Source organism: Ottowia sp. SB7-C50, from assembly GCF_033110285.1.
In the GTDB taxonomy this organism is placed as follows: Bacteria; Pseudomonadota; Gammaproteobacteria; order Burkholderiales; family Burkholderiaceae_C; genus Ottowia.
Genome location: NZ_CP136995.1, coordinates 2,170,620 through 2,194,295 on the forward strand (window position 1 = coordinate 2,170,620; position 23,676 = coordinate 2,194,295).

A 23,676-nucleotide genomic window follows, 5' to 3' on the forward strand; every position below is an offset into this window, starting at 1 on the left:
ATCAAGGAGCCGCCCGTGACCGCGCACATCGAAGCCGCCTCGCCCCACACCATGAACACCTACGCCCGCCTGCCGATGGCGGTCGATCATGGCCAGGGCTGCCGCGTGTTCGACGTCAACGGCAAGAGCTACCTGGACGGCCTGGGCGGCATTGCCGTGAACACGCTGGGCCACAACCACCCGAAGCTGGTGCCGGCGCTGCAGGACCAGATCGGCAAGATCATCCACAGCAGCAACTACTACCACGTGCCCAACGCCGAGGTGCTGGCCAAGAAGCTGACCGAGCTCTCGGGCCTGACCAACGTGTTCTTCTGCTGCACCGGGCTGGAGGCCAACGAGGCGGCGCTCAAGCTGGCGCGCAAGTTCGGCCACGACAAGGGCATCGCCAACCCGCAGATCGTGGTGTACGAAAAGGCCTTCCACGGCCGCAGCATCGCCACGCTCAGCGCTACCGGCAACCCCAAGATCCAGAAAGGCTTCGAGCCGCTGGTCGAAGGCTTCATCCGCGTGCCGATGAACGACATCGAGGCGCTGAAGAAGGCCACCGAGGGCAACCCCAACGTGGTGGCCGTGTTCTTCGAAACCATCCAGGGCGAAGGCGGCATCAACCCCATGCGCATCGACTACCTGCAGCAGCTGCGCCAGCTGTGCGACGAACGCGACTGGCTGATGATGATCGACGAGGTGCAGTGCGGCATGGGCCGCACCGGCAAGTGGTTTGCGCACCAGTGGGCGGGCATCAAGCCGGACGTGATGCCGCTGGCCAAGGGCCTGGGTTCGGGCATGCCGATCGGCGCCGTGGTGGCGGGGCCGAAGGCGGCCAACATCTTCCAGCCCGGCAACCACGGCACCACCTTTGGCGGCAACCCGCTGGCCATGCGCGCGGGGGTCGAGACCATCCGCATCATGGAAGAAGAAGGCCTGCTGGACAACGCCGCCAAGGTGGGCGCGCACCTGAAGACCGCGCTGCAGAAGGCGCTGGCCGGCAACCCCGGCGTGAAGGAAGTGCGCGGCCAGGGCCTGATGATTGGCATCGAGCTGACCAAGCCGTGCGGCGTGCTGGCGCAGCGTGCGCTGGACGCCGGCCTGCTGCTGAGCGTGACCGCCGACAGCGTGGTCCGCCTGGTGCCGCCGCTGATCCTGACCGAGGCCGAGGCGGACGAGATGGTGGGCATCCTGGTGCCGCTGATCGAGGCCTTCCTGAAAGAATGAAATGAGCGCGCCCATCAAGCATTACCTGCAGTTTGCCGATTTCACGGCGGATGACTACGCCTACCTGTTCGCGCGCTCGGCCCTCATCAAGCGCAAGTTCAAGGCGTACGAGAAGCACCACACGCTGGGCGACCGCACGCTGGCCATGATCTTCGAGAAGGCCAGCACGCGCACGCGCGTGAGCTTCGAGGCGGGCATGTACCAGCTGGGCGGCAGCGTGGTCAACCTGACCAGCGGCGACAGCCAGCTGGGGCGCAGCGAGCCGATCGAGGACACGGCGCGCGTCATCAGCCGCATGGTCGACATCGTGATGATCCGCACCTTCGAGCAGGGCCGCATCGACCAGTTCGCCGCCCATTCGCGCGTGCCGGTCATCAACGGGCTGACGAACGAATACCACCCCTGCCAGATCCTGGCCGACATCTTCACCTTCATCGAGCACCGCGGCCCGATCCAGGGCAAGACCGTGGCCTGGATCGGCGACGGCAACAACATGGCCAACACCTGGGCGCAGGCCGCCTCCTTGCTCGGCTTCACGCTGCGCGTGTCCACGCCGCGCGGCTACGAGGTCGACACGCAACTGGCCGCGCTGGACGGCAACGGCAGCGGCAAGGGCTGGCAGAACTTTGCCGACCCGCGCAAGGCCTGCGAAGGCGCCGATCTGGTGACCACCGACGTCTGGACGTCGATGGGCTACGAGGCCGAGAACGACGCCCGCCGCAAGGCCTTTGCCGACTGGTGCGTCGACGCCGACATGATGCGCGCCGCGCGGCCTGACGCCCTGTTCATGCACTGCCTGCCCGCGCACCGCGGCGAGGAAGTCACCGCCGACGTCATCGACGGCCCGCAGTCGGTGGTGTGGGACGAGGCCGAGAACCGCATGCACGTGCAGAAGGCGCTGATGGAATACCTGCTGCTGGGCCGGCTGGACTGAGCGCCGCTGCACGCACGTCCCACAACGTCTCCGCGCCATGCGCCCGCGCCAAGAAGACTGCCTGTCCTGCGGGGCGTGCTGTGCCAGCTTTCGAGTCGATTTTGCTGCCATTGAATTGCAGTCCGAAGGCGGCCCGGTGCCCGACGGCCTGGCCGCACGCCTGACGACCAGCCTGTGCCGCCTGCGCGGTACCGACCACCTGCGGCCGCGCTGCGCGGCGCTGGGCGGGCAGGTGGGCCAGCGCGTGCGCTGCGGCATCTATGAATGGCGCCCCTCGCCCTGCCGCGAGTTCGATGCCGGCTCGGACGCCTGCCTGCATGCGCGCCGCCAGCATGGCATGGAGCACGCCGCTTGAGGCGTGGTCAGGACTCTCTGGAGCTGACCCATGTGCGGCTGTTGGCTCCTTCCCCCGCTGGGGGAAGGGAGCCAGAAACCGCTGATTACCATGCCCAGGTCACTATCAATAAACTAGCTACCAGCGCTTGACTGACAAGCGCTGGCGCCTATTTTTTCTTGACGCCAGGCGGCGGGCAGGCAGTGCAGTCGCCACAATCGTGACACCCCCCTTGCCCCGCGCCCGCGCCCAGCCCCAGGCGCGCCGCCACCGACTTGCGCCAGCGCGCGGGCATGAAGTGCCACAGCGCATACAGCGCCGCCACCGCCACGATCAGCGCCACCACCACCTGCTGCATCACCCGGCTCCCCAGGCCAGCGCCACGCGGTAGGTGACGAACGCCGCCACATAGGCCAGCCCGAACAGCTGCACCAGCATGATCAGCGGCCAGCGCCAGCCATTGGTTTCGCGCCGCACCGCCACCAGCGTCGACACGCACTGCGGTGCATACACGTACCACGCCAGCAACGCCAGCGCGGTAGCCAGGCTCCAGCCGTGCGCCAGCAGGCCCTGCAATTGGGCCGCCACGTCGTCACCGCTGGCCGACAGCGCATACACCGTGCCCAGCGCGCCCACCGCCACTTCGCGCGCCGCCATGCCGGGCACCAGCGCAATGGCAATCTGCCAGTTGAAGCCGACCGGCGCCAGCAGCTTCTGCAGCTGCAGGCCGATGCGGCCGGCGTAGCTGTGCAGAATCGCCGGCCCTTCGGCGCCTGCAGGTGCGGCCGGATAGCTGGACAAAAACCACAGCAGCACCATCACCGCCAGGATGATGCCGCCCACGCGCTGCAGGAAGATGCGTGCCCGGTCCCACAGCCCGAAGGCCAGCTGGCGCGGGCTGGGCCAGCGGTAGGCGGGCAGTTCCATGATCAGCGGCGTGGGCCGGGCGTTGCCACCGCGCGCCGACAGGCGGTACACCCAGGCGATGCACAGCGCGCTGACGATGCCCGCCACGTACAGCGCAAACAGCACCAGCCCCTGCAGGTTGAACAGCCCCGCCACCCGGCGTTGCGGAATGAACGCGGCGATCAGCAGCGCATACACCGGCAGCCGCGCCGAGCAGGTCATCAGCGGCGCGATGAGGATGGTGACCACCCGGTCGCGCCAGTGCGTGATGGTGCGCGTGGCCATGATGCCGGGCACGGCGCAGGCAAAGCTGGACAGCAGCGGAATGAACGAGCGCCCCGACAGCCCCACGCGCCCCATGACGCGGTCCAGCAAAAAAGCCGCGCGCGGCAGGTAGCCCGAATCCTCCAGCGCCAGGATGAAGGCGAACAGGATCAGGATCTGCGGCAGGAACACCAGCACGCTGCCCACGCCGGCGATCACGCCATCGGCCAACAGGCTGCGCAGCGGCCCGTCGGCCATGTGGGCGCGCACCCAGGACGCTGCGGCGTCCATGCCGGACTTGATGCCCTCCATGGGCCATTGCGCCCAGCTGAACACGGCCTGAAACATCAGCAGCAGCACCGCGCCCAGGATCAGCATGCCCCACACCGGGTGCAGCAGCACGCGGTCGACGGCGTCGTCGCGCGCCAGCGGCCGGGCTGGCGAGCGCACGCAATCCGCCACCAGTTGCTGCACGGCGCGCTGCGTCAGCATCACGTCTTCGATGCCGGGGGGGGTCTGCCGCCACCCGCGGTGCGCGGCCGATCAGCGGCGGCCGGTAGGCGTCCAGCGCCGCCACCAGCGCATCGGCCCCGCCGCCGCGCACGCCCACCGTGGGCAGCACCGGCACGCCCAGTTCCTTTGACAGTCGCTCGGCATCGACCTGGATGCCCAGGCGCTCGGCCATGTCGGTCATGTTCAGCGCCACCAGCAGCGGCAGGCCCAGGCGCTGCGCCTCCAGCACCAGGCGCAGGTTCAGCCGCAGCTTGGTGGCGTCGACCACGCACACCAGCAGGTCGGGCAGCGGCTCGCCCGCGCGGCGGCCGGTGACGATGTCGCGTGTGATCTCCTCGTCCAGGCTCAGCGCGTTCAGGCTGTACGCGCCGGGCAGGTCCAGCACCCGCACCTCGCGCCCGGTGGGTGACAGCAGGCGGCCTTCCTTGCGCTCGACCGTCACGCCGGCGTAGTTGGCCACCTTCTGGCGGCTGCCCGTCAGCAGGTTGAACAGCGCCGTCTTGCCGCAGTTGGGGTTGCCCAGCAGCGCCACGCGCAAGGGGCGCGCGCTGCTGGCCAGCACGCGCGGTTCGGCAACGTGCCCGGCGCTCAAGGCCGGGGCGGCCGCGTCCTGCGGACGGTTCATGCGCCCGGCCCCTCGACGTGCCGCACGCCGATCAGCGCGGCTTCGCGCGCGCGCAGCGCAAAGGTCGACTGACCGCCCAGCCGCAGCGCCACCGGCCCCTGCCCGCCATGCGCCTTGGCCACGATGCGCACCGTTTCGCCGGGCAGAAAGCCCAGCTCGATCAGGCGCAGCAGCACTTCGCGGTCGTCCGCGTCGGCAGGTCGCTGCAGGCGTTCGATCACGGCGCGCGCGCCCACGGGCAGCGCCAGCAGCGACACCGGCAGGGTCGCCGCGTCGTCAGCGACGGCAGATCGCGCGCTTTCCATCCACAAACCTATTGAATGACAATGATTCTCATTTTAAAACCGGCCGATGACGCCCCACGTTGACTCAGGTCAGCGCCGGTGCACGCCGCCCCGCGGGAAATTCCGGAGCGCAAAAGCCGCCGCCAGTTGGAATAAACCGACACCACGCCGCCGCCAAAGCACTAAGGTGCGCAGCATGCGCCATCTCTGGGACATCTCACCCCCCGTGCACGCCGGCTCGCCGGTGTTTCCGGGCGACACCCCCTACGCCCAGCAATGGGGCGCGCAGATCGGCCCCGGCTGCCCGGTCAACGTCAGCGCGCTCACGCTGTCGCCGCACGTCGGCGCGCATGCCGACGCGCCGCTGCACTACGACCCGGCCGGCGCGGCGATTGGCGCGGTCGACCTGGCGCCCTACCTGGGGCCGTGCCGCGTGATCGACGCCATCGGCGTGCGGCCGCTCATTCTTTGGGAGCACCTCGCGCACGCCACACAAGGGCTGCCGCCGCGTGTGCTGGTCAGAACCTACGCGCGCATGCCGGTCGATGCGTGGGACGCCGGGCTGGCCGCCTTCGCGCCCGAGACGGTGGAGCGCCTGGCCGATGCCGGCGTGCGCCTGATCGGCATCGACACCGCCAGCATCGACCCGGCGGACAGCAAGACGCTGGACGCGCACCAGGTCATTCGCCGGCGCGACGTGCGCGTGCTGGAAAACCTGGTGCTCGACGACGTGCCCGAAGGCGACTACGAACTGATCGCCCTGCCCCTGAAGCTGATGACGGCGGACGCGTCGCCGGTGCGGGCGGTGTTGCGGGGGTTGGGTTGACAGTTTTTTGAACGCAAAGGGCGCAGAGGTTGCGCGAAAGCCGCAGAAGGTTTTTTTGAATGAAATCGGGCGCTTGCGCTTATACAGCAAGCGCCGAAAGCTATTTATTTGAGAGCAGACATGACGACATTGCTTGATTGCCAGCAGTGGGATGCACAAGACCCGTTGCGCGCCTTGCGCGACTTGTTCGACCTGCCCCAAGGCGTGATTTACCTCGACGGCAACTCGCTCGGCGCCCTGCCGCGCGCGGTGCCGGCGCGCGTGGCGCAGGTGGTGGCCGAGGAATGGGGGCGCGACCTGATCCAGAGCTGGAACAGCGCCGGCTGGTTCGACCTGCCGCGCCGCGTGGGCGACAAGATCGCGCCGCTGATCGGCGCGGGTGCAGGCGAAGTGGTGGCCACCGACACCACGTCGACCAACCTCTACAAGGTGCTGTCCGCCGCGCTGCACGTGGCCGCGCAAGACGCGCCCGGGCGCCGCACCATCGTCAGCGAACGCAGCAACTTCCCGACCGACCTGTACATCGCCGAGGCGCTGTGCAAGGAGCGCGGCTGCACGCTGAAGCTGGTGGAGCCGCACGAGATCGCAGCCAGCCTGGGCGCGGATGTCGCCGTGCTGATGCTCACCCACGTCAACTACCGCACCGGCGCCATGCACGACATGGCCGCCGTCACCGCCGCCGCGCACGCCGCGGGCGCACTGATGGTGTGGGACCTGGCGCACAGCGCGGGGGCGGTGCCGGTCGACCTGACGGGCGCAGACGCCGACTACGCCGTGGGCTGCGGCTACAAATATTTGAACGGCGGCCCCGGCGCGCCGGCCTTTGTGTGGGCGCACCCGCGCCACGTCGACCGCTTCTGGCAGCCGCTGGCCGGCTGGTGGGGGCACGCCGCGCCGTTCGCGTTCATACCCGGCTACCAGCCCGCGGCAGGCATCGCGCGCTTTCAGTGCGGCACGCAGCCCATCGTCAGCCTGTCGGCGCTGGACTGCGCGCTGGACGTGTTTGCCGAAGCCGAGCGATTCGGCGGCATGGCCGCGCTGCGCGCCAAGTCGCTGGCGCTGACGGATGTGTTCATCGAATGGGTTGGGCAGCTGTGCCCCGGCGCCTTCACCCTGGTCACCCCGCGCGAACACGCCCAGCGCGGCTCGCAGGTGTGCCTGACGCCGACCGAACAACTGCCCGCTGGCAGCGCCTACGCCATCGTGCAGGCGCTGATTGCGCGCGGCGTGGTGGGCGACTTCCGCGCGGGCGACGCCGCGCAGCCCGACATCCTGCGCTTTGGCTTCACGCCGCTCTATCTTTCGCATGAAAACGTGTGGCAGGCGGTGCAGGCACTGCGCGAGGTGCTATTGAACCAGGAGTACGCGCTGCCCCAGTTCAACCGCAAGCTGGCGGTGACTTGAAACCCGTCCTTGAACGCAAAAGACGCAGAGATGCTGCAAAAGTTGCAAAAGAAGCTGCATTTTTTGATATCTGATTTTTGCGTTCTTTTGCGAAACCTTCGCGCCCTTTGCGTTCAAAAAAACTTTAAACCCACCCGCCATGACCACCCCCGAGTCCATCGTCCACACCGAACGCGCCCAGCTCGACTTCAGCGGCAGCATGAGCTATGGCGACTACCTGCACATCGACCAGATCCTGAGCGCGCAGCACCCGCTGTCGCCTGCGCACGACGAGATGCTGTTCATCATCCAGCACCAGACCAGCGAGCTGTGGATGAAGCTGCTGCTGACCGAGCTGGGCTCTGCCATTGGCGATGTGCGGGCCGACCGGCTGCCGCCCGCCTTCAAGAAACTGGCGCGTGCCAGCCGCGTGATGGAACAGCTGGTGCACGCGTGGGACGTGCTGGGCACCATGACGCCGCCGGAATACAGCGCCATCCGCCCCTACCTGGGGCCGTCCAGCGGCTTCCAGAGCTTTCAGTACCGCTGCATCGAATTCGCGCTGGGCAACAAGAACGCCGCCATGCTGAAGCCCCATGCACACCACCCCGAGCGGCTGGCGCTGGTGCAGTCGTTCTATGAAGCGCCGTCGCTCTACGACGAAACGCTGCGCCTGATGGCGCGCAGCGGCCTTGCCGTGCCGGCCGACCACCTGCAACGCGACTGGACCCAGCCCTACCCCGAAAGCGACGCCGTCGAGGCCGCGTGGCTGCAGGTCTACCGCGCGCCCGAGCAGCACTGGGACCTGTACCAGCTGGGCGAAAAACTCACCGACCTGGAAGACGCCTTCCGCCTCTGGCGCTTTCGGCACGTCACAACGGTGGAACGCATCATCGGCTTCAAGCGCGGAACGGGCGGGACCGGCGGCGTGAGCTACCTGCGCAAGATGCTGGACGTGGTGCTGTTTCCCGAGTTGTGGCGCTTAAGAACGGATCTGTAATTCAGCGCTCGATCAGAACGCCACATTCGGACGCGAAGGACGCGAAAACCCGCGAAGGTCGCAAAGAAAACCTTCATGGATTTCGTTCGCGTCCTTCGCGGAACCTTGGCGCCCTTCGCGTCCGGCTGTTCAGGCGGCGGTCAACGGAAAAACAGGAGGGTAACGATCACGAACAGCGGCACCAGGATGCCGAAGCTCCAGGCCATGTAGCCGAAGAAGCTGGGCATCTTCACGCCGCGGTCTTCGGCAATCGCCTTGACCATCAGGTTGGGCGCGTTGCCGATGTAGGTCAGCGCACCCATGAAGACCGACCCCGCGCTGACGGCCGCCAGCGTGGTGGCCAGCGGGCCCATCAGCTGCGCCGCATCGCCGCCGGCGGTGTTGAAGAACACCAGGTAGGTCGGCGCGTTGTCCAGGAAGGCGCTGAGCATGCCGGTGGCCCAGAAGTACATCGCCGGGTTGGGCGTGCCGTCGGCATGGGTCACGGCGCGCACCACGGCGCCGAACGGGCCGTTCACGCCCGCCTGCAGCATGGCGATGACGGGGATGATGGTCAGGAAGATGCCGGCGAACAGCTTGGCCACTTCCTGCATCGGCCCCCAGCCGAACTGGTTGCTGGCGTGCACCGCCTTCGGCGTGATGGCCAGCGAGACCAGGGTGACCGCCACCATGCCGATGTCGCGCACCAGGCCGGGCAGGCCCACTTCGGTGCCGAACACGTTGAACACCACGCCCGGCTTCCAGATGCCGCTCATCAGCACCAGCGCGACCACGCAGCCCAGCAGGAGGAAGTTGGCCGCGCCGTCGAAGCCAAAGCGCTCGTCGTCGGGCGTCGGGTCGTGGCGCTGCACGCCTTCGCGCTTGTAGAGCCAGCTGTCGAGCAGGAAGAACATCACCAGCAGCGTGACGACCAGGAACAGCGTGTCGGGGAAGATGTGGCTCACCGTCCAGAAGAAGCTCACGCCCTTCAGAAAGCCCAGGAACAGCGGCGGATCGCCCAGCGGCGTGAGCGAGCCGCCGATGTTGCTGACCACGAAGATGAAGAAGATGACGACGTGCGCGTTGTGGCGCCGGTTGTCGTTGGCGCGGATCAGCGGGCGAATCAGCAGCATCGACGCGCCCGTGGTGCCCATGAAGCTGGCCAGCACGCCGCCCACCAGCAGGATGGCCGTGTTGAGCAGCGGCGTGCCGCGCAAGTTGCCGCGGATGTAGATGCCGCCGGACACGGTGAACAGCGCCGTCAGCAGCACGATGAAGGGCAGGTATTCGGCCAGCAGCGCGTGCACCAGGCCAGCCCAGGCCGTGCCGGGGCCGAACATCAGCGCAAAGGGCAGCAGAAAGGCCAGCGCCCAGGCCGCCGCGATCTTGCCGAAGTGGTGGTGCCAGAAGTTTGGCCCGGCCAGCGGCCAGATGGCAATCGACAGCAGGATGCCCACGAACGGCACGGCCCACAGCACCGACAACTGGCTGCCGTCCAGCGTGGCGGCTTGCGCGGGGCCGGCCAGCAGGGCGATCAGCGGCAAGGCGCCCCAGCGCACAAAGCGCCTTGAAAGACGCGTGGAAATGTCGGTGATGGGTGTCATGGGCAATGGGGTCGGAAAATCCAGTTCATCAAATAAATGAAGCCCCAGGGCTTGTCCATCAAGCGCATGAAGCTATGCTAAAGATAGCAACCGCCTAGCGGATGATAGGCAGCGGGCGGTTGATGGGCACCGCCGGCGGTGGCGCGGGCAGGTCGAACACCTGGCGCAGGTAGCTCAGGTAGCCTTCGTCCTCCACCATGGTCTTGCCCGGTGTATCAGAAATCTTGGCCACCGGCTGGCCGTTGCATTCGATCATCTTCAGCACCAGCTGCAGCGCCGCGGGGCCCACATCGTTGGTCAGGTTGGTGCCCACGCCGAAAGCCACCTGGATGCGGCCATCGAAGCGCTCAAACAGCTCGATGCAGCGCTGAATCGTCAGCCCGTCGCTGAAGATGATGGTCTTGGTGCGCGGGTCGCAGCGGTTGGTCTTGTAGTGCTCGATCATGCGCTCGCCCCACTGGAAAGGGTCGCCCGAGTCGTGCCGCGCGCCGTCGAACAGCTTGCAGAAGTACATGTCGAAGTCGCGCAGGAAGGCGTTCATGCCGTACACGTCGGACAGCGCGATGCCCAGGTCGCCGCGGTATTCCTGCGCCCATTTCTCGAAGCCGAACACCTGGCTGTCGCGCAGGCGTGGCCCCAGCGCCTGGCAGGCCTGCAGGTATTCGTGCGCCATGGTCCCCATGGGCCGCAGGTCCAGTTCCATGGCGAACAGCACGTTGCTGGTGCCGGTGAGCTGGCCGGTGCTGCCCAGGCGCTGCTTCAGCGTCTGCACCACCTCGCGCTGCCAGTCGCGCGAAAAGCGGCGGCGCGTGCCGTAGTCGGCAATGCGGATGCCGTGCAGCGCGGGCGTTTCGACCAGGCGCAGCTTTTCGTCCAGCCGGCGCCGGCCCTCGGCCAGGTCCAGGCCCGGCTGCGTGTTGCGGTAGTACACCTCGCTGACGATGGCCAGCACCGGAATTTCGAACATGATGGTGTGCAGCCAGGGGCCGCGCACGCGAATGTCGACCTCGCCGTTGTCCAGCGGCGTGAGGTGGATGTACTTCTGGTTGAGCTTGAACAGGCCCAGGAAGTCGACGAAGTCGCTCTTGACGAAGCGCATCGAGCGCATGTAGTCCAGCTCGGCTTCGGTAAAGCGCAGTTCGCACAGCTGGCGGATCTCGTCGCGGATCTCGTCGACGTACGGCGCCAATTGCACGCCGGGCGACCGGCACTTGAACTTGTATTCGACCTGCGCGCCCGGAAACTGGTGCAGCACCGCCTGCATCATGGTGAACTTGTACAGGTCGGTGTCGAGCAGGCTTTGAATGATGCCGGGCATGTTTGTCTCAATCGTTATTCCGCGCGGTCCTCGCGCCGCGCGTTGTCGGGGCAGTGTAACGATATCGTCATCGCGCAGGGCGGGGGGCTGGCGAGCGCCCTGTGTCGCCGTTTGCATCGCCTGTGGCGTGGCGCCTACGCCGTCAGCGCGCACGCATGGCGCGTCCGCTATCTGCTATTCAATCGAAAGCTTTATACGCTGGCAGGACAAGCGCAGGAGGCCAGTGCGTGCTTGAACCGTGCCGCAGTTTGGCCAGCGAAAATCCAACAGCCGGACGCAAAGTACGCAGAGATTGTGCAGAGGACGCAGAAAAAAACAGATCAATCTGCCTTTTGGCTGTTTCTTTCGCGTCCTTCGCGTCCGGTACCCTGTATCGAGCATCCAACCCAGAAGGCGGCGCCCCCTACTCCACCCAATGCGTGAAGCTGTCCACTTCCTCGCGCGGCGTGTGGAAGGTGTTGACCAGCGCCGCCTCGTCGGCCCAGCCCAGCGACATGCCGCACACCAGCATCTCCTCGGCCGTGGCGCCGATGTGGGGCAGCACGATGGAGGCGTAGTCGTTCCACGCCGCCTGAGGGCAGGTGTGCAGGCCGCGCGCGCGGGCCGCCAGCATGATGTTCTGCAGGAACATGCCGTAGTCGACCAGGCTGCCCTGCCCCATCACGCGGTCGAGCGTGAACATCAGCCCGACCGGCGCGTCGAAGAACCGGAAGTTGCGCTGGTGCTGCGCGTGCATCTTGTCCTTGTCGCCTTTTTCGATGCCCAGCAGGCCGTACAGGCTCCAGCCGTTCTGGCGGCGGCGCGCCAGGTAGGGGTCGACCCAGTGGCGCGGGTAATAGTCGTAGTCGGCGCGGAACTTGGTTTCCAGCTCGGGGTGCTGGCGCAGCTCGTCGTGCGCGGCGCACACCTTCTGCACCAGTTCGTCCTTAGGGGCGCCCTGCAGCACGTACACCTTCCAGGGCTGGGCGTTGGTGCCGCTGGCCGCGCGGCGGGCGACGTCGAGGATGTCGTGCAGCGTCTCGCGCGGCACTGGCGTGGGCAGGAAGGCACGGGCCGAAAAGCGGTTTTCGATGGCCGCGTCGACGCTGGCGGGGTCGTGGATCTTGGCGCTTACTTGGGACATTGGAGTTGCTCCAGAACGGATTTGAGGGCGGCCGGCAGCGGCACGGGCCGCTGCGTGGCGCGATCGACATAGACGTGGATGAAATGGCCCTTGGCCGCGGTCTCGGGCGCGCCTTCGGCAAACAGGCCGACTTCGTAGCGCACGCTGGACGAGCCGATGTGCGCCACGCGGATGCCCGCCTCGACGTTCTGCGGAAACGCCAGCGGCGCGAAGTACTGGCATTGGGTCTCGATGACAAAGCCGATCACGTTGCCGTTTTCGGTGTCCAGCACGCCCTGCTCGATCAGGTGGGCGTTGACGGCGGTGTCGAACCAGCTGTAGTAGACAACGTTGTTGACGTGGCCGTACTGGTCGTTGTCCATCCAGCGGGTGGTGATGGTGCGAAAGGCGCGGTAGCCGGCTCGCGGCTCGGGTCGGGGGCGGGCGGGGGCGTTCATCGCGCGACATTCTGCCAGCGGCGCCAGTATTCCAGCGCGATGGCGAAGGTGTTCATCTGCACCTGCACCGTGGTGCCGATGTCGTGCCCGTAGCCGCCGCCCATGCTGAGCGCCAGCGGCAGCCGGCGCCGCCACGCCCAGTCGAACACGCGGCGGTCGCGCGCCATCAGGCCGTCGTAGGTGAGCTTCAGGCGGCCCAGGCGATCGCCTTCGTGCGGGTCGGCGCCGGCCAGGTAGAACACGGCGTCGGGGCGGAATCGGCTGTCCAGCTCAACCAGTGCCAGGTCCAGCGCGTCCAGGTAATCGGCGTCGCCTGCGCCGTCGGGCAGGCCGACGTCCAGGTCGCCCGCCACCTTGCGGAACGGGAAGTTCTTTTCGCCGTGCAGCGACAGCGTGAACACCGACGCATCGCCCGCGAAGATGGCCGCGGTGCCGTTGCCCTGGTGCACGTCCAGGTCGATCACGGCCACGCGCGGCGGGCGCGCCAGCCCGCGGGCCGCCTGCTGCTCGCGCTGCAGCACGCGGGCCGCGACGGCGATGTCGTTGAACACGCAGTAGCCGCCGCCCGCGTCGGCGCTGGCGTGGTGCGTGCCGCCCGCCAGGTTGGCGGCCACGCCCTCGGCCTGCGCCACGCGCGCGGCCAGCACCGACGCGCCCACCGAACGGCGTGAGCGCTCGACCATCGCCTCGCTCCACGGAAAGCCGATCTCGCGCTGCGCCGTAGCGCTAAGCGTGCCCTGCGCCACCTCGGCGATGTAGCGCGGCGCGTGCGCCAGCGCCAGTTCGGCGTCGCTGGCCGGCTCGGCCTGAGCCAGGGTGACGCCCGGCTGCTCGGCCACCAGCCGGTCGCGCAGACGCTGGTACTTGCCCATGGGAAAGCGGTGGCCCGGCGGCAGCGGCAGCACGAAGCGGGTGGAGTAGAAGGCTTTCATCACGGAACGGCGGGCCGGCGCGCGCAGCGGCCTTTAGAACACCACATCTAAAAATGCTGCAGCGCACCAAATTGGCTTGCAATCGCTGACAGAGACCTTAAAATTCGATCCATGCTGCGCTGCAACATCAAACCATGACCCAGCAGCGGCAACCCGAGCGAGTTTTCCAATCCACTATTCTCTAGGAGAGACGTATGCTGACCCCCGAACAAATGGTTGCTTCCCAGAAAGCCAACATGGAAACCCTGTACGGCCTGACCGCCAAAGCCTTTGAAGGCATGGAAAAGCTGGTTGAGCTGAACCTGCAAGCCACCAAGGCCGCGCTGACCGAGTCGGCCCAGCACACGCAAGCCGTGCTGTCCGTCAAGGACGCCCAAGAGCTGATCGCCCTGCAAGCCAGCCTGTTCCAGCCGATGGCCGAGAAAGCCGCTGCCTACAGCCGTCACCTGTACGACATCGCTTCGGGCACGACCGCTGAATTCAGCAAGGCCTTCGAAGGCAAGGTCGCCGAAGGCCAGGCCCAGTTCGCCGCCCTGGTGGACAACGCCGCCAAGAACGCCCCCGCCGGCTCCGAGACCGCCGTCGCCATGATGAAGAGCGCCGTGGCTGCCGCCAGCAACGCGTTTGAGTCGGTGCAGAAGGCTGTCAAGCAGGCTTCCGACGTCGCTGAAGCCAACTTCAACGCCGTGGCCACCAGCGCCACCAACGCTGCCAAGAACGCCGGCGCCGCTGCCAAGAAAGCCGCCCGCTGATCGTCCCCGGCGCGGCCTGCTCACCCCGTGAGCGCTGCGCCGCCGATCCAGCTCTGCGCTTGGCCGGGTTCGTCCCGGCCAAGTCGCCAGAGCAAAGCCCATGAAACAAAGGCTTTGCTCTGGCGAGCGAACCGCGATGCCACCTGGTTGTCTCCTCGGGTCCTTTCGACACCCTCCGGGGGTGCAGGGATCCCTTCAAGGGCTGATTGCGAGATCAGCCCTTTTTTTGCGTCCGCGCCGGCGCGAAGCGCCCCCCGGCCTCACGCCACGTCAACCGCGCACCTCCTGCTGGCGTTGGATTCACATTGATAACTGAGAACCATTCTCGTTTGCGTTATCATCCACCCCCCTTCGGAAAATTCACCAGAAAGCACAGCATGAAGAAGCAATGGGTCGCGGCCGCCGCCGCGCTGGCGTTGGCATGGGGCGCTGCCGCGCAGGCGCAGTCGCAGGAGCTGAACCTCTACTCCGCCCGCCACTACGCGACGGACGAAGCGCTCTACAACGACTTCACCAAGGCCACCGGCATCAAGATCAACCGCGTGGACGCCGACGACGCGGGCATCATCGCGCGCCTGAAGGCCGAGGGCAGCGCCTCGCCGGCCGATGTGATCCTGCTGGTGGACGCCGCCCGCCTGTGGCGCGGCGAACAGGACGGGCTGTTCCTGCCCGTCAAGTCCAGGCTGCTCGACGACGCGATTCCGGCCACCCTGCGCGCCAGGCCGGCGGCCGATGGCGGCACGCCGTGGTTTGGCTTTTCGACCCGCGCGCGGCTGGTGGTGTACGACAAGCTCAAGGTCAAGCCCGCCGACGTCGACACCTACGAGGAACTGGGCGACCCCAAGAACAAGGGCAAGCTGTGCATCCGCAGCGGCTCGCACCCCTACAACCTGAGCCTGTTCAGCGCCGTGACCGAGCACCTGGGCGAGCAGAAGGCCGAGGCCTGGCTCAAGGGCATGGTCGACAACATGGCGCGCGCGCCCAAGGGCGGCGACACCGACCAGATCAAGGCCGTCGCCAGCGGCGAATGCCAGATCGCTGTCACCAACAGCTATTACCTGGCGCGCCTGATGCGCTCCGGCAAGCCCGAGGACCGCGCCGTGGTCGAGCGCGTGGGCGTGGCTTTCCCCAACCAGTCCAGCTGGGGCACGCACGTCAACATCGCCGGCGCCGCGGTGACGCGCCACGCCAAGAACCCGGCCAACGCGGTCAAGTTCCTCGAATACCTGGCCAGCCCGTCGGCGCAGAACTACTTTGCCAACGGCAACAACGAATGGCCGGTGGCCAAGGGCGTGGTGACAGACAACCCGGCGCTCAAGTCGATGACCGGCGGCAGCGGCCAGTTCAAGAGCGAAACCATCCCGGTCAGCGCCGTGGGCGCGCACCAGCTCAAGGTGCAGCAGATGCTGGACCGCGTGGGCTTCAAGTAAGTCGCGCGGCAGCCGGGCCGGCCCGCCTGTGCGATGGCGCCTTTCGAGGCGCCATTTTCATGATGAAATCCGGCCCCAACGCTTGCCAGATAAGCGCCGGATGCTATGAATTTGGAAGCACCCTGACCAGCCGCCCCTGCGGATCGTCGGTCACCACGTACAGCAGCCCGTCCGGCCCCTGCCGCACGTCGCGGATGCGCTGGCCCAGGCCCTGCAGCAGCTTGTGTTCGGCCACCACCTTGCCGCCCTTCAGTTCGATGCGGTTCAGGTACTGCATCTTCAGCGAGCCGACGAACAGGTTGCCCTTCCACGCCGCGCCATAGCGGTCGCTGGTCAGAAAGGCCATGCCCGACGGCGCGATGGACGGCGTCCAGTGGTGCAGCGGCGGCGCCAGGCCCGGCGCGCTGGCCTTGCCGCTGCCGATGGGGCTGCCGTCGTAGTTGACGCCAAAGCTGACCTGCGGCCAGCCGTAATGGCGGCCGGGTTCGGGCAGGTTGATCTCGTCGCCGCCCTGCGCGCCGTGCTCGTGCATCCACAGGCGCCCGTCCGGCCCCATGGTGGCGCCCTGGCCGTTGCGGTGGCCGTAGCTCCAGATCTCGGGCAGCGCGCCGGCCTTGCCGACGAAGGGGTTGTCCCTGGGCACGCTGCCGTCCTTGCCCACGCGCACGATCTTGCCCAGGTGGCTGCTCAGCAAGGGCGCGTCGTCGCGGCGCGAAAAGCGGTCGCCCAGCGTCAGGAACAGCGTGCCGTCCGGCTTGCCGTCCACCATGCGCTCGACGATGCGGCAGCCGAAGTGCGCCGTGCTGCTGACCTTGGGCTGCTGGCTGAAGATCACCCGCACGTCCTCCAGCCGCGTGGCGTCGTCCGACAGCCGGGCACGCGCCAGCGCGGTGCTGTTGGTGTTGCCCGGCCCCGGCTCGGCGTAGCAGAAGTAGATCGTGCGATGGCGCGCGAATTCGCTGTCGGTCACCACATCCAGCAGACCGCCCTGCCCGCGCGCGGCCACGTCGGGCAGGCCTTTCACCGGTGGCTGGATGCGGCCGTCTGCCTCGACCACGCGCAGGCGGCCGGGCCGCTCGGTGACGAGGAACCGCCCGTCCGGCAGAAACGCCACCGCCCACGGGTGCTGCAGCCCGCTGGCCACCGTCTCGTATTCGCCCGCTTCGGCGGCGCGCTGGGCCATGGCAGGGGCCAGCGCCGCCAGCGCGAGTGCGCCGATCCGCACGCCGGGCGACCTGAGCAGACGACCTGACAAAGCCATATCAACCCCCTTGCATGAACCACTTGGCCCATTGTGGGCCATTGGCGGCCCGCGCGGCACGGCAATGACAGGTGTTCCCAAACGGCGTTTGCGGGCCTTCCACAGGCTGATTTGCATCAAAACGTCTGCTTCGAGCCCGCGGATTTCGGGTAAACCCTGAGCAATTGCAGGGCATCGGTGGACGACGGCATGGGCAGTTGTCCTACACTACGCCCCGGCATCCACGGGCCTGGGCCCTGATACCACCTCATTTTCGTCGGCAGCCGATGGCTTGGCTGCCAGCCTGACAGACCCGTGTACCGCCGACTGCGGTGCCGTGACAGAACGGATTCATGCTCAAGCCCGTCATCGCCACGATCCTGCTCGCCGCCAGCGTCCATTCCGCCCACGCGGCCCCCGGCCAGGATGATCTCGACAAGTTGCTCCTTCAGAAGGGGCTGGTTTCCCGCCTCAGCGACACCCTCCAGCAAGCCACCGACCGCGCCGGCGACCTGATCAAGAACGCCATGGGCTCGCTGGGCGTGCCCTACCGCCTGGGCGGAACGTCGGCCGACACCGGCTTCGACTGCAGCGGCTTCGTGCGCGCCATGTTCCAGCAGACCGTGGGCCTGGTGCTGCCGCGCACCGCCGCCGACCAGGCCGCGACCACCGCCCGCATCGAAAAGGCCGACCTCAAGCCCGGCGACCTGGTGTTCTTCAACACCATGCGCCGCAGCTACAGCCACGTGGGCATCTACATGGGCGAAGGCAAGTTCATCCATTCGCCCCGCACCGGCTCGCACGTGCGGGTCGAGAACATGAACATCAGCTACTGGCAGAGCCGTTTCGACGGCGCTCGCCGCGTGCTGGCCAGCGATTCGCCCAGCCGGGCCGGGTCGGGCATCACCTCCACCTCGCGTGTAATCGACCGCGATTCGCCCGCGCCGACCACGGTGCGGCTGGGCGCCAACCTGAACCTGTTCGGCAGCTCGGCCAGCGCCAACAACGCACCGGTGGCCGATGTGGCGGCCGGCGGCGACAGCATCTGAAGGCGCCCGCGCCCTTCCCCTGAAAGGCCCATCCGGGCCTTTTTTCTTGGGCGCGGCAGCGCCTGTGCCAGAGAAGCGTCAGTCGTCCGCGTCGCGCAGCCCAGGGAACAGCACTTCAGTGAAGCCAAAGCGCGTGAAGTCGCGCATCCGCATCGGGTACAGCGTGCCGATGAGGTGGTCGCACTCGTGCTGCACCACGCGGGCGTGAAAACCCTCGGCTTCGCGCTCGATGCGGTCGCCATACGGGTCGAACCCGCTGTAGCGGATGCGCCGCCAGCGCGGCACCACGCCACGCAGGCCGGGCACCGACAGGCAGCCTTCCCAGCCCTCTTCTTCCTCGTCACCCAGCGGCGTGATGACCGGGTTGCACAGCACGGTGCGCGGCACCGGCGGCGCGTCGGGGTAGCGCGGGTTGACGGCGTCGGTGCCGAAGATCACCAGTTGCAGGTCGACGCCGATCTGCGGCGCCGCCAGCCCCGCGCCGTCGGCGGCTCGCATGGTTTCGAACATGTCGCGCACCAGCAGGTGCAGCGCGTCGGTGTCGAAAGCCTCGACCGGGCGCGCGTGCCGCAGCAGGCGCGCGTCGCCCATTTTCAGAATCTCGTGGATGGCCATGGCCCGATCATCGGGCATTTTGGCGCCGCGCCAAGGTCAGCGCCTGCCAAAGCCTCCGCGGCCGCCGCGGCCGTGCGCCCCGTGCCCGTGATGGCCCCGGTGCCCGTAGGAACGGCCGCCGCCCCAGCCACCCCAGATGCCGAGCGACACCGTCGGCCCCCAGTAGGCCCGGTAATACGGCGCGCTGTAGTAAGCGGCGGGCGCCCCGTAGTAGGCGTTGCCGTAGTACGGCGCGTAGCCGGGGTTGGAATAGACCACCGGCGCGCCGACTTCATACGGCCCCACCGGCGCCACCACGCAGCCGCCCAGCAATGCCGCCAGCGCCACGCCTGCGCCGGCCGCCAGCCGCCGCGCCAGAGAAGATGAACACTTGACCACCATGTCCGCTGCTCCTGAAAAAACCCTGATCGGGCGGCAGGCCGCGGCCGGTCGCCCCCGTGCACGCACTGTAGTACGGCCATGTAAAGCGCGCCTGACCGCCCCCGCGCCGGCGCTGGCTCAGGTCGTCGCCAGCCAGGCCGCGCCGCGCACGCCCGACGAATCGCCATGCCGGGCCGGCGCCAGCACGGTGCGCACGCTGTCGCTGAACACATGCGGCGTCCAGAGGCGGGGCACCTCGTCGTACAGCTCGGCCACGTTGCTCATGCCGCCGCCCAGCACGATCACGTCGGGATCGAGCACGTTGATGATCTGCGCAAGCGCCCGCGCCAGCCGCGCGGCGTAGCGGTCCAGGCTGTCGCGCGCAGCGGCGTCGCCCTCGCGCAGACGGGCCACGATCTGCTCGGCGCGCAGCGCCTGGCCAGTGGCGGCCAGGTGGTCGGCCGCCAGCGCGGGGCCGGACAGCCAGCTCTCGAGGCAGGCCCGCCGCCCGCACCAGCAGGCCGGGCGCGCCAACTCGTCGGCCGACGCCAACGGCAGCGGGTTGTGGCCCCACTCGCCCGCCACGCCGTTGCGCCCGTGCAGCAACTGGCCACGCACCACGATGCCCGCACCGACGCCGGTGCCGAGAATGGCGGCGAACACCACCTCGGCGCCCGCGCCCGCGCCATCGGCGGCCTCGCTCAGCGCCAGGCAGTTGGCGTCGTTCTCGAACCGGATCAGACGCTGCAGCAGCGCCTGCAGGTCTTCGCGCAGCGGCTGACCGTTCAGCACCGTGGAATTGGCGTTGCGCACCCGCCCCGTCAGCGGCGACAGGCTGCCGGGTATGCCCATGCCCAGCGGCACGCCCGACACCCCCAGCTGCGCCTCGACCCGGGCCACCAGCGCGGCGACGGCGCGCAAGGTGCCCGCGTAGTCGCCCTGCGGCGTGGCGCAGCGCTCGCGCAGCAGCAACGCGCCCTGCGCGTCCATGGCGACGATCTCGATCTTGGTGCCGCCCAGGTCGATGCCCAGGCGCAGGGGCGTCACACGCCGCTCCCGCCCAGCAGCGCGCGCATGCCGTCCTCGTCGATCACCGGCACGCCCAGCTCGCGCGCCTTGTCCAGCTTGCTGCCGGCCTCTTCGCCGGCCACGACGTAGTGCGTCTTCTTGCTGACGCTGCCGGACACCTTGGCGCCCTGCGCTTCGAGCAGCGCCTTGGCGTCGTCGCGGCTCAACGTGGGCAGCGTGCCAGTCAGCACGAAGGTCTTGCCGGCCAGCGGCAGCAGCGCGGCGGGCGCGGGTTCGCCTTCGGGCCAGTGGATGCCCACGGCGCGCAGTTGCTCGACCACTTCGCGGTTGTGCGGCTGGGCGAAGAAGGTGTGGATGCTTTCGGCCACCACCGGGCCCACGTCGGGTGTCTGCAGCAACTGGTCGGTACCGGCGGCCATGATGGCGTCGAGCGTGCCGAAGTGGCGGGCCAGGTCCTTGGCCGTGGTTTCGCCCACGTGGCGGATACCCAGCGCGAACAGAAAGCGCGCCAGCGTGGTCTGCTTCGATTTTTCGAGCGCGTCGAGCAGGTTCTGCGCCGACTTGGCCGCCATCCGGTCGAGCGCCGCCAGGCTGACGAAGCCCATGCGGTACACGTCGGGCAGCGTCCTGACCACGTTGCCGTCGACCAACTGGTCAACCAGCTTCTCGCCCAACCCCTCGATGTCCAGCGCGCGGCGGCTGGCAAAGTGCAGCAGCGCCTGCTTGCGCTGCGCCGGGCAGAAGATGCCGCCGGTGCAGCGGTGGTCGGCCTCGCCCTCTTCGCGCACCACGTCGCTGCCGCACACCGGGCAGTGCGTGGGCATGCTGAATTCGGACGCGCCGGCTGCGCGCTTGTCGGGCAGCACCGACACGACTTCGGGAATCACGTCGCCCGCACGGCGCACCACCACCGTGTCGCCCACGCGCACGTCCTTGCGGCGCGCTTCCAGCTCGTTGTGCAGCGTGGCGTTGGTCACCGTCACGCCGCCGACGAACACCGGCGCCAACTTGGCCACGGGCGTCAGCTTGCCGGTGCGGCCGACCTGCACGTCAATGGCCTGCACGGTGGTCAATTGCTCTTGCGCCGGGTATTTGTGGGCCACGGCCCAGCGCGGCTCGCGGCTGACAAAACCCAGTTCGCGCTGCAATTCCAGCGCGTCGACCTTGTAGACCACGCCGTCGATGTCGAACGGCAGCTGGTCGCGCTCGGCCGCCACGTCGGCGTGGAAAGCTATCAATTCAGAAGCGCCCTGCGCTTGTCTGGCCAGCGCCGAGACCGGAAAACCCCATGATTTGAGCGCCTGCAGCACCTGCCAATGGCTTTGGAAATCGGGGCCGCCATCGGCGGGCGGCGTGACTTCGCCCAGGCCATAGGCGAAGAAGCTCAAGGGCCGTTCGGCGGCCATGGCGGGGTCGAGCTGGCGCACCGCGCCGGCAGCGGCGTTGCGCGGGTTGACGAAGGTCTTGGCCGCCTTGTCGCCAGCGGCCATGCGCGCGCGCATGCGCTCGTTCAGCGCCTCGAAATCGTCGCGGCGCATGTAGACCTCGCCGCGCACCTCCAGCACAGGCGGCGCATCGCCCGCAAGGCGCAGCGGGATCTGGCGCAGGGTGCGGATGTTCTGCGTCACGTCCTCGCCCGTTTCGCCATCACCGCGCGTGGCGGCCTGCACCAGCACGCCGTTTTCGTAGCGCAGGCTGATGGCCAGGCCGTCGAACTTGGGCTCGGCCACGTAGCCGATGGGCTGGCCGGCCAGCACGGCCTGCGCGACGGGGCCGAGCGGCTCGGCGCGGTGGCGCGCATCGCCCGCTTTCAGCGCGGTGCGGCGCTGCTCGCTGGCCAGGTAGTTGCGCACCTGCTCGTCGAACTTTTCGGCGCCGGCGGGCGAGGTGTCGGTTTCGGTGCGGATGCTGAGCATGGGCACCGCATGGCGCACCGGCGTGAAGCCGGGCAGCACGGCGCCGCCCACGCGCTGGGTGGGCGAATCGGGCGTGCGCAGTTCGGGGTGCGCGGCCTCGATGGCCTGCAGCTCGCTAAACAGCCGGTCGTATTCGGCGTCGGGGATTTCGGGCGCGTCGAGCGTGTAGTACTGGTACGCCGCGCGGTTCAGGGCAGCGCGCAGTGCGGTCGCACGGGTGGCGATGGATGCTTCACTATTCATAGCTGCCCGCGCTTTCTGGACAAGCGCCAGCCCCTAAACAGACGATGAATGTTCACGTTCAGCCCGAGTCATTGCCTGGCCATCGTCCGGTGGCTGCGAAGCAAGCCCGAAGAGGCCGCGGAGCAGGCCATGCCGGAACGCCGTGGCGCGGGCTTCGCCCGGCCACTGGCGTTGTCCCCCTTGGGGGGGAAGGCGCCGCAAGCGACTCAGGGGGGGGTGTCATGTTCAGCTGAAGAGGCGCCGCGCCTGCGCCGAGCCCGCGGCCAGGTCGTGCGCCTCCAGCGTGTCGTACAGGCGCTCCAGATCGGCGCCGATGGTGTCGATCATGGCCGGCTGCAGCGCGTGGCCGGCATCGTCGGTGATGACGCCATTCATCGCCTCGGCCAGCGCAAACGCGGCGTCGCGCAGTTGCGCAAACGGCTGCTCCTGGCGCAGCACCTGCGGCACGTCGAGGTTGAGCGTGACTTCCTTGATGGCCGAGTGCGCGGGGTCTTCGGACAGCGCGGCGCGCGGGTCAAAGCTCAGGTCCAGCACCGGCGGCAAACCAGGCTCGCGCGAAGGCAGCACCATGCGGCCGGGAATGACCCCCGCCACAAAGCCCAGCCGGGCCGCCTGCTGCTGGATGAAGCCGGGGCTCCACGCCGTGGCGCGCGCGCGCAGCGTAAAGCCCAGTTGCGCGTCGTGCTGGCCGGCAAACTGGTCCAGCTCGCGCGCGCGGGCGACTTCGTGCAGCATCTCGGTGAATTCGGGCGCGCCGCCGACGGTATCGGCGTATTGCTGCGTCTTCATCACGAATTCGGAATACTCGATTTCGTTGAGCGCGCCGGTGCGGTTGGCGAGCTGCACGCCCGCCTGCAGCGCCGTGTAGCGCTGGCCCGCGACGGGGTATTCCCACTCGCCGCTCTGTTCGTTCTGCCCTTCGACCGCGAACGGCTTGCTGCCCACACGCCGCGTCACCGGCAGCGCCGCCAGCAGCGCGTCGCCCGACACCACGCGCCCGTCCAGCGCAATCGGGGCGATGACGTCGATCAGCGCGTCCAGCCGCGGGCGCTTTTCGGGCGTCGGCAAGGGCCCGAGCGGCTGCAGGCTGGCCGCCGCGTCGAACGACGGCTCGATCCGCTCGGCCGTGGCCATGGCCCCTTCGATGGCCGGCTCGATGCGCGTTTCGCCCGCGGCCACCGGCGCCTCATCCGGCTGCGCCTGCCGCGGCTCGTTGCGCCGCGCGTTCCAGGTGTTGTAGGCGATCACGCCCCCCAGGATCAGGCCGCCTGCGACGGCCAGGCCGACTTGAAGAGAACTCATGCACGCGCTCCCTGCACAGAAGCATTTCCGATGGCCGCGGAGCAGGCCACACCAGTGGACGCCATG

At 68.2% G+C, this 23,676-nt stretch carries 22 protein-coding genes and 1 pseudogene; 9 read left to right on the forward strand and 14 right to left on the reverse strand.

Translation table 11 applies throughout. From position 1 onward, the window contains the following. Positions 1–15: 15 nt before the first annotated feature. The 3 genes from R0D99_RS10310 to R0D99_RS10320 are packed head-to-tail and all read left to right on the forward strand — an operon-like array spanning position 16 to position 2,501. Positions 16–1,212, forward strand: coding sequence for an aspartate aminotransferase family protein (locus R0D99_RS10310; RefSeq protein WP_317748163.1), 1,197 nt, complete (start codon positions 16–18; stop codon positions 1,210–1,212). Between the two features lies 1 nt (position 1,213). Next, positions 1,214–2,146, forward strand: a complete 933-nt coding sequence (gene argF / locus R0D99_RS10315; protein WP_317748164.1) for an ornithine carbamoyltransferase — start codon at positions 1,214–1,216, stop codon at positions 2,144–2,146. A 37-nt stretch (positions 2,147–2,183) separates the two neighbouring features. Then, complete coding sequence (locus tag R0D99_RS10320; protein ID WP_317748165.1) at positions 2,184–2,501, forward strand: YkgJ family cysteine cluster protein; 318 nt, start codon at positions 2,184–2,186, stop codon at positions 2,499–2,501. Between the two features lie 148 nt (positions 2,502–2,649). Here the strand turns inward: R0D99_RS10320 and R0D99_RS10325 are convergent, their stop codons facing one another. The 3 genes and pseudogenes from R0D99_RS10325 to R0D99_RS10335 all read right to left on the reverse strand — a co-directional run bounded on the left by R0D99_RS10325 (position 2,650) and on the right by R0D99_RS10335 (position 5,093). Further along, the gene (locus R0D99_RS10325) at positions 2,650–2,838 is read right to left on the reverse strand and encodes a hypothetical protein (protein ID WP_317748166.1); all 189 of its coding nucleotides are present in this window, start codon (positions 2,836–2,838) and stop codon (positions 2,650–2,652) included. After that, a pseudogene (feoB, locus tag R0D99_RS10330) lies at positions 2,838–4,788 on the reverse strand (ferrous iron transporter B). Before feoB ends, R0D99_RS10325 begins: the two are co-directional and overlap by 1 nt. Further along, positions 4,785–5,093, reverse strand: coding sequence for a FeoA family protein (locus R0D99_RS10335; protein WP_317748167.1), 309 nt, complete (start codon positions 5,091–5,093; stop codon positions 4,785–4,787). The pseudogene feoB and the gene R0D99_RS10335 overlap by 4 nt, the downstream one beginning before the upstream one ends. A 175-nt stretch (positions 5,094–5,268) precedes the next feature. On the opposite strand from R0D99_RS10335, the gene kynB reads away from it, so the two are divergent. The 3 genes from kynB (at position 5,269) to kynA (ending at position 8,281) form a co-directional block, all read left to right on the forward strand. Beyond that, the gene (gene kynB / locus R0D99_RS10340; RefSeq protein ID WP_317748168.1) at positions 5,269–5,898 is read left to right on the forward strand and encodes an arylformamidase; all 630 of its coding nucleotides are present in this window, start codon (positions 5,269–5,271) and stop codon (positions 5,896–5,898) included. Between the two features lie 120 nt (positions 5,899–6,018). Then, on the forward strand, positions 6,019–7,302 hold the full coding sequence (gene kynU / locus R0D99_RS10345) for a kynureninase (protein WP_317748169.1): 1,284 nt from the start codon (positions 6,019–6,021) through the stop codon (positions 7,300–7,302). Positions 7,303–7,441: 139 nt separating this feature from the next. Continuing rightward, positions 7,442–8,281 (forward strand): tryptophan 2,3-dioxygenase, encoded by an 840-nt coding sequence (kynA, locus tag R0D99_RS10350; RefSeq protein ID WP_317748170.1) that lies wholly within the window; start codon positions 7,442–7,444, stop codon positions 8,279–8,281. Between the two features lie 140 nt (positions 8,282–8,421). Here kynA and R0D99_RS10355 read toward each other — a convergent pair whose 3' ends face one another. The 5 genes from R0D99_RS10355 to R0D99_RS10375 form a co-directional block, all read right to left on the reverse strand. Further along, positions 8,422–9,864, reverse strand: coding sequence for a sodium:proton antiporter (locus R0D99_RS10355; protein ID WP_317748171.1), 1,443 nt, complete (start codon positions 9,862–9,864; stop codon positions 8,422–8,424). A 94-nt stretch (positions 9,865–9,958) separates the two neighbouring features. Beyond that, the gene (gene pncB / locus R0D99_RS10360; RefSeq protein ID WP_317748172.1) at positions 9,959–11,182 is read right to left on the reverse strand and encodes a nicotinate phosphoribosyltransferase; all 1,224 of its coding nucleotides are present in this window, start codon (positions 11,180–11,182) and stop codon (positions 9,959–9,961) included. 403 nt (positions 11,183–11,585) lie between these two features. Continuing rightward, positions 11,586–12,305 (reverse strand): nitroreductase, encoded by a 720-nt coding sequence (locus R0D99_RS10365; protein ID WP_317748173.1) that lies wholly within the window; start codon positions 12,303–12,305, stop codon positions 11,586–11,588. Next, entirely contained in the window at positions 12,293–12,742 is a 450-nt protein-coding gene (locus R0D99_RS10370) for a thioesterase family protein (protein WP_317748174.1), read from the reverse strand. The genes R0D99_RS10365 and R0D99_RS10370 overlap by 13 nt, the downstream gene beginning before the upstream one ends. Continuing rightward, the gene (locus tag R0D99_RS10375; protein WP_317748175.1) at positions 12,739–13,674 is read right to left on the reverse strand and encodes a histone deacetylase; all 936 of its coding nucleotides are present in this window, start codon (positions 13,672–13,674) and stop codon (positions 12,739–12,741) included. Before R0D99_RS10375 ends, R0D99_RS10370 begins: the two co-directional genes overlap by 4 nt. Before the next feature lie 194 nt (positions 13,675–13,868). On the opposite strand from R0D99_RS10375, the gene phaP reads away from it, so the two are divergent. Both phaP and R0D99_RS10385 read left to right on the forward strand, forming a co-directional pair. Continuing rightward, entirely contained in the window at positions 13,869–14,426 is a 558-nt protein-coding gene (phaP, locus tag R0D99_RS10380; RefSeq protein WP_317748176.1) for a TIGR01841 family phasin, read from the forward strand. A gap of 377 nt (positions 14,427–14,803) precedes the next feature. Beyond that, positions 14,804–15,856, forward strand: a complete 1,053-nt coding sequence (locus tag R0D99_RS10385; RefSeq protein WP_317748177.1) for an extracellular solute-binding protein — start codon at positions 14,804–14,806, stop codon at positions 15,854–15,856. Between the two features lie 103 nt (positions 15,857–15,959). Here the strand turns inward: R0D99_RS10385 and R0D99_RS10390 are convergent, their stop codons facing one another. Beyond that, a complete protein-coding gene (locus R0D99_RS10390; RefSeq protein WP_317748178.1) occupies positions 15,960–17,039 on the reverse strand; it encodes a PQQ-dependent sugar dehydrogenase in 1,080 nt (359 codons plus the stop codon). 410 nt (positions 17,040–17,449) lie between these two features. On the opposite strand from R0D99_RS10390, the gene R0D99_RS10395 reads away from it, so the two are divergent. Then, positions 17,450–18,145, forward strand: coding sequence for a C40 family peptidase (locus R0D99_RS10395; protein ID WP_317748179.1), 696 nt, complete (start codon positions 17,450–17,452; stop codon positions 18,143–18,145). A 78-nt stretch (positions 18,146–18,223) separates the two neighbouring features. Here the strand turns inward: R0D99_RS10395 and def are convergent, their stop codons facing one another. The 5 genes from def to R0D99_RS10420 form a co-directional block, all read right to left on the reverse strand. Continuing rightward, on the reverse strand, positions 18,224–18,760 hold the full coding sequence (gene def, locus R0D99_RS10400; protein WP_317748180.1) for a peptide deformylase: 537 nt from the start codon (positions 18,758–18,760) through the stop codon (positions 18,224–18,226). A gap of 36 nt (positions 18,761–18,796) precedes the next feature. After that, entirely contained in the window at positions 18,797–19,141 is a 345-nt protein-coding gene (locus R0D99_RS10405; RefSeq protein WP_317748181.1) for a hypothetical protein, read from the reverse strand. 117 nt (positions 19,142–19,258) lie between these two features. Next, the gene (locus R0D99_RS10410) at positions 19,259–20,167 is read right to left on the reverse strand and encodes an ROK family protein (protein WP_317748182.1); all 909 of its coding nucleotides are present in this window, start codon (positions 20,165–20,167) and stop codon (positions 19,259–19,261) included. Beyond that, complete coding sequence (ligA, locus tag R0D99_RS10415; protein WP_317748183.1) at positions 20,164–22,308, reverse strand: NAD-dependent DNA ligase LigA; 2,145 nt, start codon at positions 22,306–22,308, stop codon at positions 20,164–20,166. Before ligA ends, R0D99_RS10410 begins: the two co-directional genes overlap by 4 nt. A 225-nt stretch (positions 22,309–22,533) precedes the next feature. Next, positions 22,534–23,610 carry a cell division protein FtsZ gene (locus tag R0D99_RS10420; protein WP_317748184.1) on the reverse strand — a complete coding sequence of 359 codons (1,077 nt, stop codon included), beginning with the start codon at positions 23,608–23,610 and terminating at the stop codon, positions 22,534–22,536. Between the last annotated feature and the right edge of the window lie 66 nt (positions 23,611–23,676).

Excerpts from the sequence above, each read along its gene's own strand:
- R0D99_RS10375 (WP_317748175.1), bottom strand. The coding sequence starts at position 13,674 with ATGAAAGCCTTCTACTCCACCCGCTTCGTGCTGCCGCTGCCGCCGGGC.
- R0D99_RS10385 (WP_317748177.1), top strand. The coding sequence starts at position 14,804 with ATGAAGAAGCAATGGGTCGCGGCCGCCGCCGCGCTGGCGTTGGCATGG.
- R0D99_RS10395 (WP_317748179.1), top strand. The coding sequence starts at position 17,450 with ATGCTCAAGCCCGTCATCGCCACGATCCTGCTCGCCGCCAGCGTCCAT.
- def (WP_317748180.1), bottom strand. The coding sequence starts at position 18,760 with ATGGCCATCCACGAGATTCTGAAAATGGGCGACGCGCGCCTGCTGCGG.
- R0D99_RS10355 (WP_317748171.1), bottom strand. The coding sequence starts at position 9,864 with ATGACACCCATCACCGACATTTCCACGCGTCTTTCAAGGCGCTTTGTG.
- R0D99_RS10405 (WP_317748181.1), bottom strand. The coding sequence starts at position 19,141 with ATGGTGGTCAAGTGTTCATCTTCTCTGGCGCGGCGGCTGGCGGCCGGC.
- phaP (WP_317748176.1), top strand. The coding sequence starts at position 13,869 with ATGCTGACCCCCGAACAAATGGTTGCTTCCCAGAAAGCCAACATGGAA.
- R0D99_RS10370 (WP_317748174.1), bottom strand. The coding sequence starts at position 12,742 with ATGAACGCCCCCGCCCGCCCCCGACCCGAGCCGCGAGCCGGCTACCGC.
- R0D99_RS10420 (WP_317748184.1), bottom strand. The coding sequence starts at position 23,610 with ATGAGTTCTCTTCAAGTCGGCCTGGCCGTCGCAGGCGGCCTGATCCTG.
- kynA (WP_317748170.1), top strand. The coding sequence starts at position 7,442 with ATGACCACCCCCGAGTCCATCGTCCACACCGAACGCGCCCAGCTCGAC.
- R0D99_RS10365 (WP_317748173.1), bottom strand. The coding sequence starts at position 12,305 with ATGTCCCAAGTAAGCGCCAAGATCCACGACCCCGCCAGCGTCGACGCG.
- argF (WP_317748164.1), top strand. The coding sequence starts at position 1,214 with ATGAGCGCGCCCATCAAGCATTACCTGCAGTTTGCCGATTTCACGGCG.
- kynU (WP_317748169.1), top strand. The coding sequence starts at position 6,019 with ATGACGACATTGCTTGATTGCCAGCAGTGGGATGCACAAGACCCGTTG.
- ligA (WP_317748183.1), bottom strand. The coding sequence starts at position 22,308 with ATGAATAGTGAAGCATCCATCGCCACCCGTGCGACCGCACTGCGCGCT.
- pncB (WP_317748172.1), bottom strand. The coding sequence starts at position 11,182 with ATGCCCGGCATCATTCAAAGCCTGCTCGACACCGACCTGTACAAGTTC.
- R0D99_RS10320 (WP_317748165.1), top strand. The coding sequence starts at position 2,184 with ATGCGCCCGCGCCAAGAAGACTGCCTGTCCTGCGGGGCGTGCTGTGCC.
- R0D99_RS10325 (WP_317748166.1), bottom strand. The coding sequence starts at position 2,838 with ATGCAGCAGGTGGTGGTGGCGCTGATCGTGGCGGTGGCGGCGCTGTAT.
- R0D99_RS10335 (WP_317748167.1), bottom strand. The coding sequence starts at position 5,093 with ATGGAAAGCGCGCGATCTGCCGTCGCTGACGACGCGGCGACCCTGCCG.
- kynB (WP_317748168.1), top strand. The coding sequence starts at position 5,269 with ATGCGCCATCTCTGGGACATCTCACCCCCCGTGCACGCCGGCTCGCCG.
- R0D99_RS10390 (WP_317748178.1), bottom strand. The coding sequence starts at position 17,039 with ATGGCCCAGCGCGCCGCCGAAGCGGGCGAATACGAGACGGTGGCCAGC.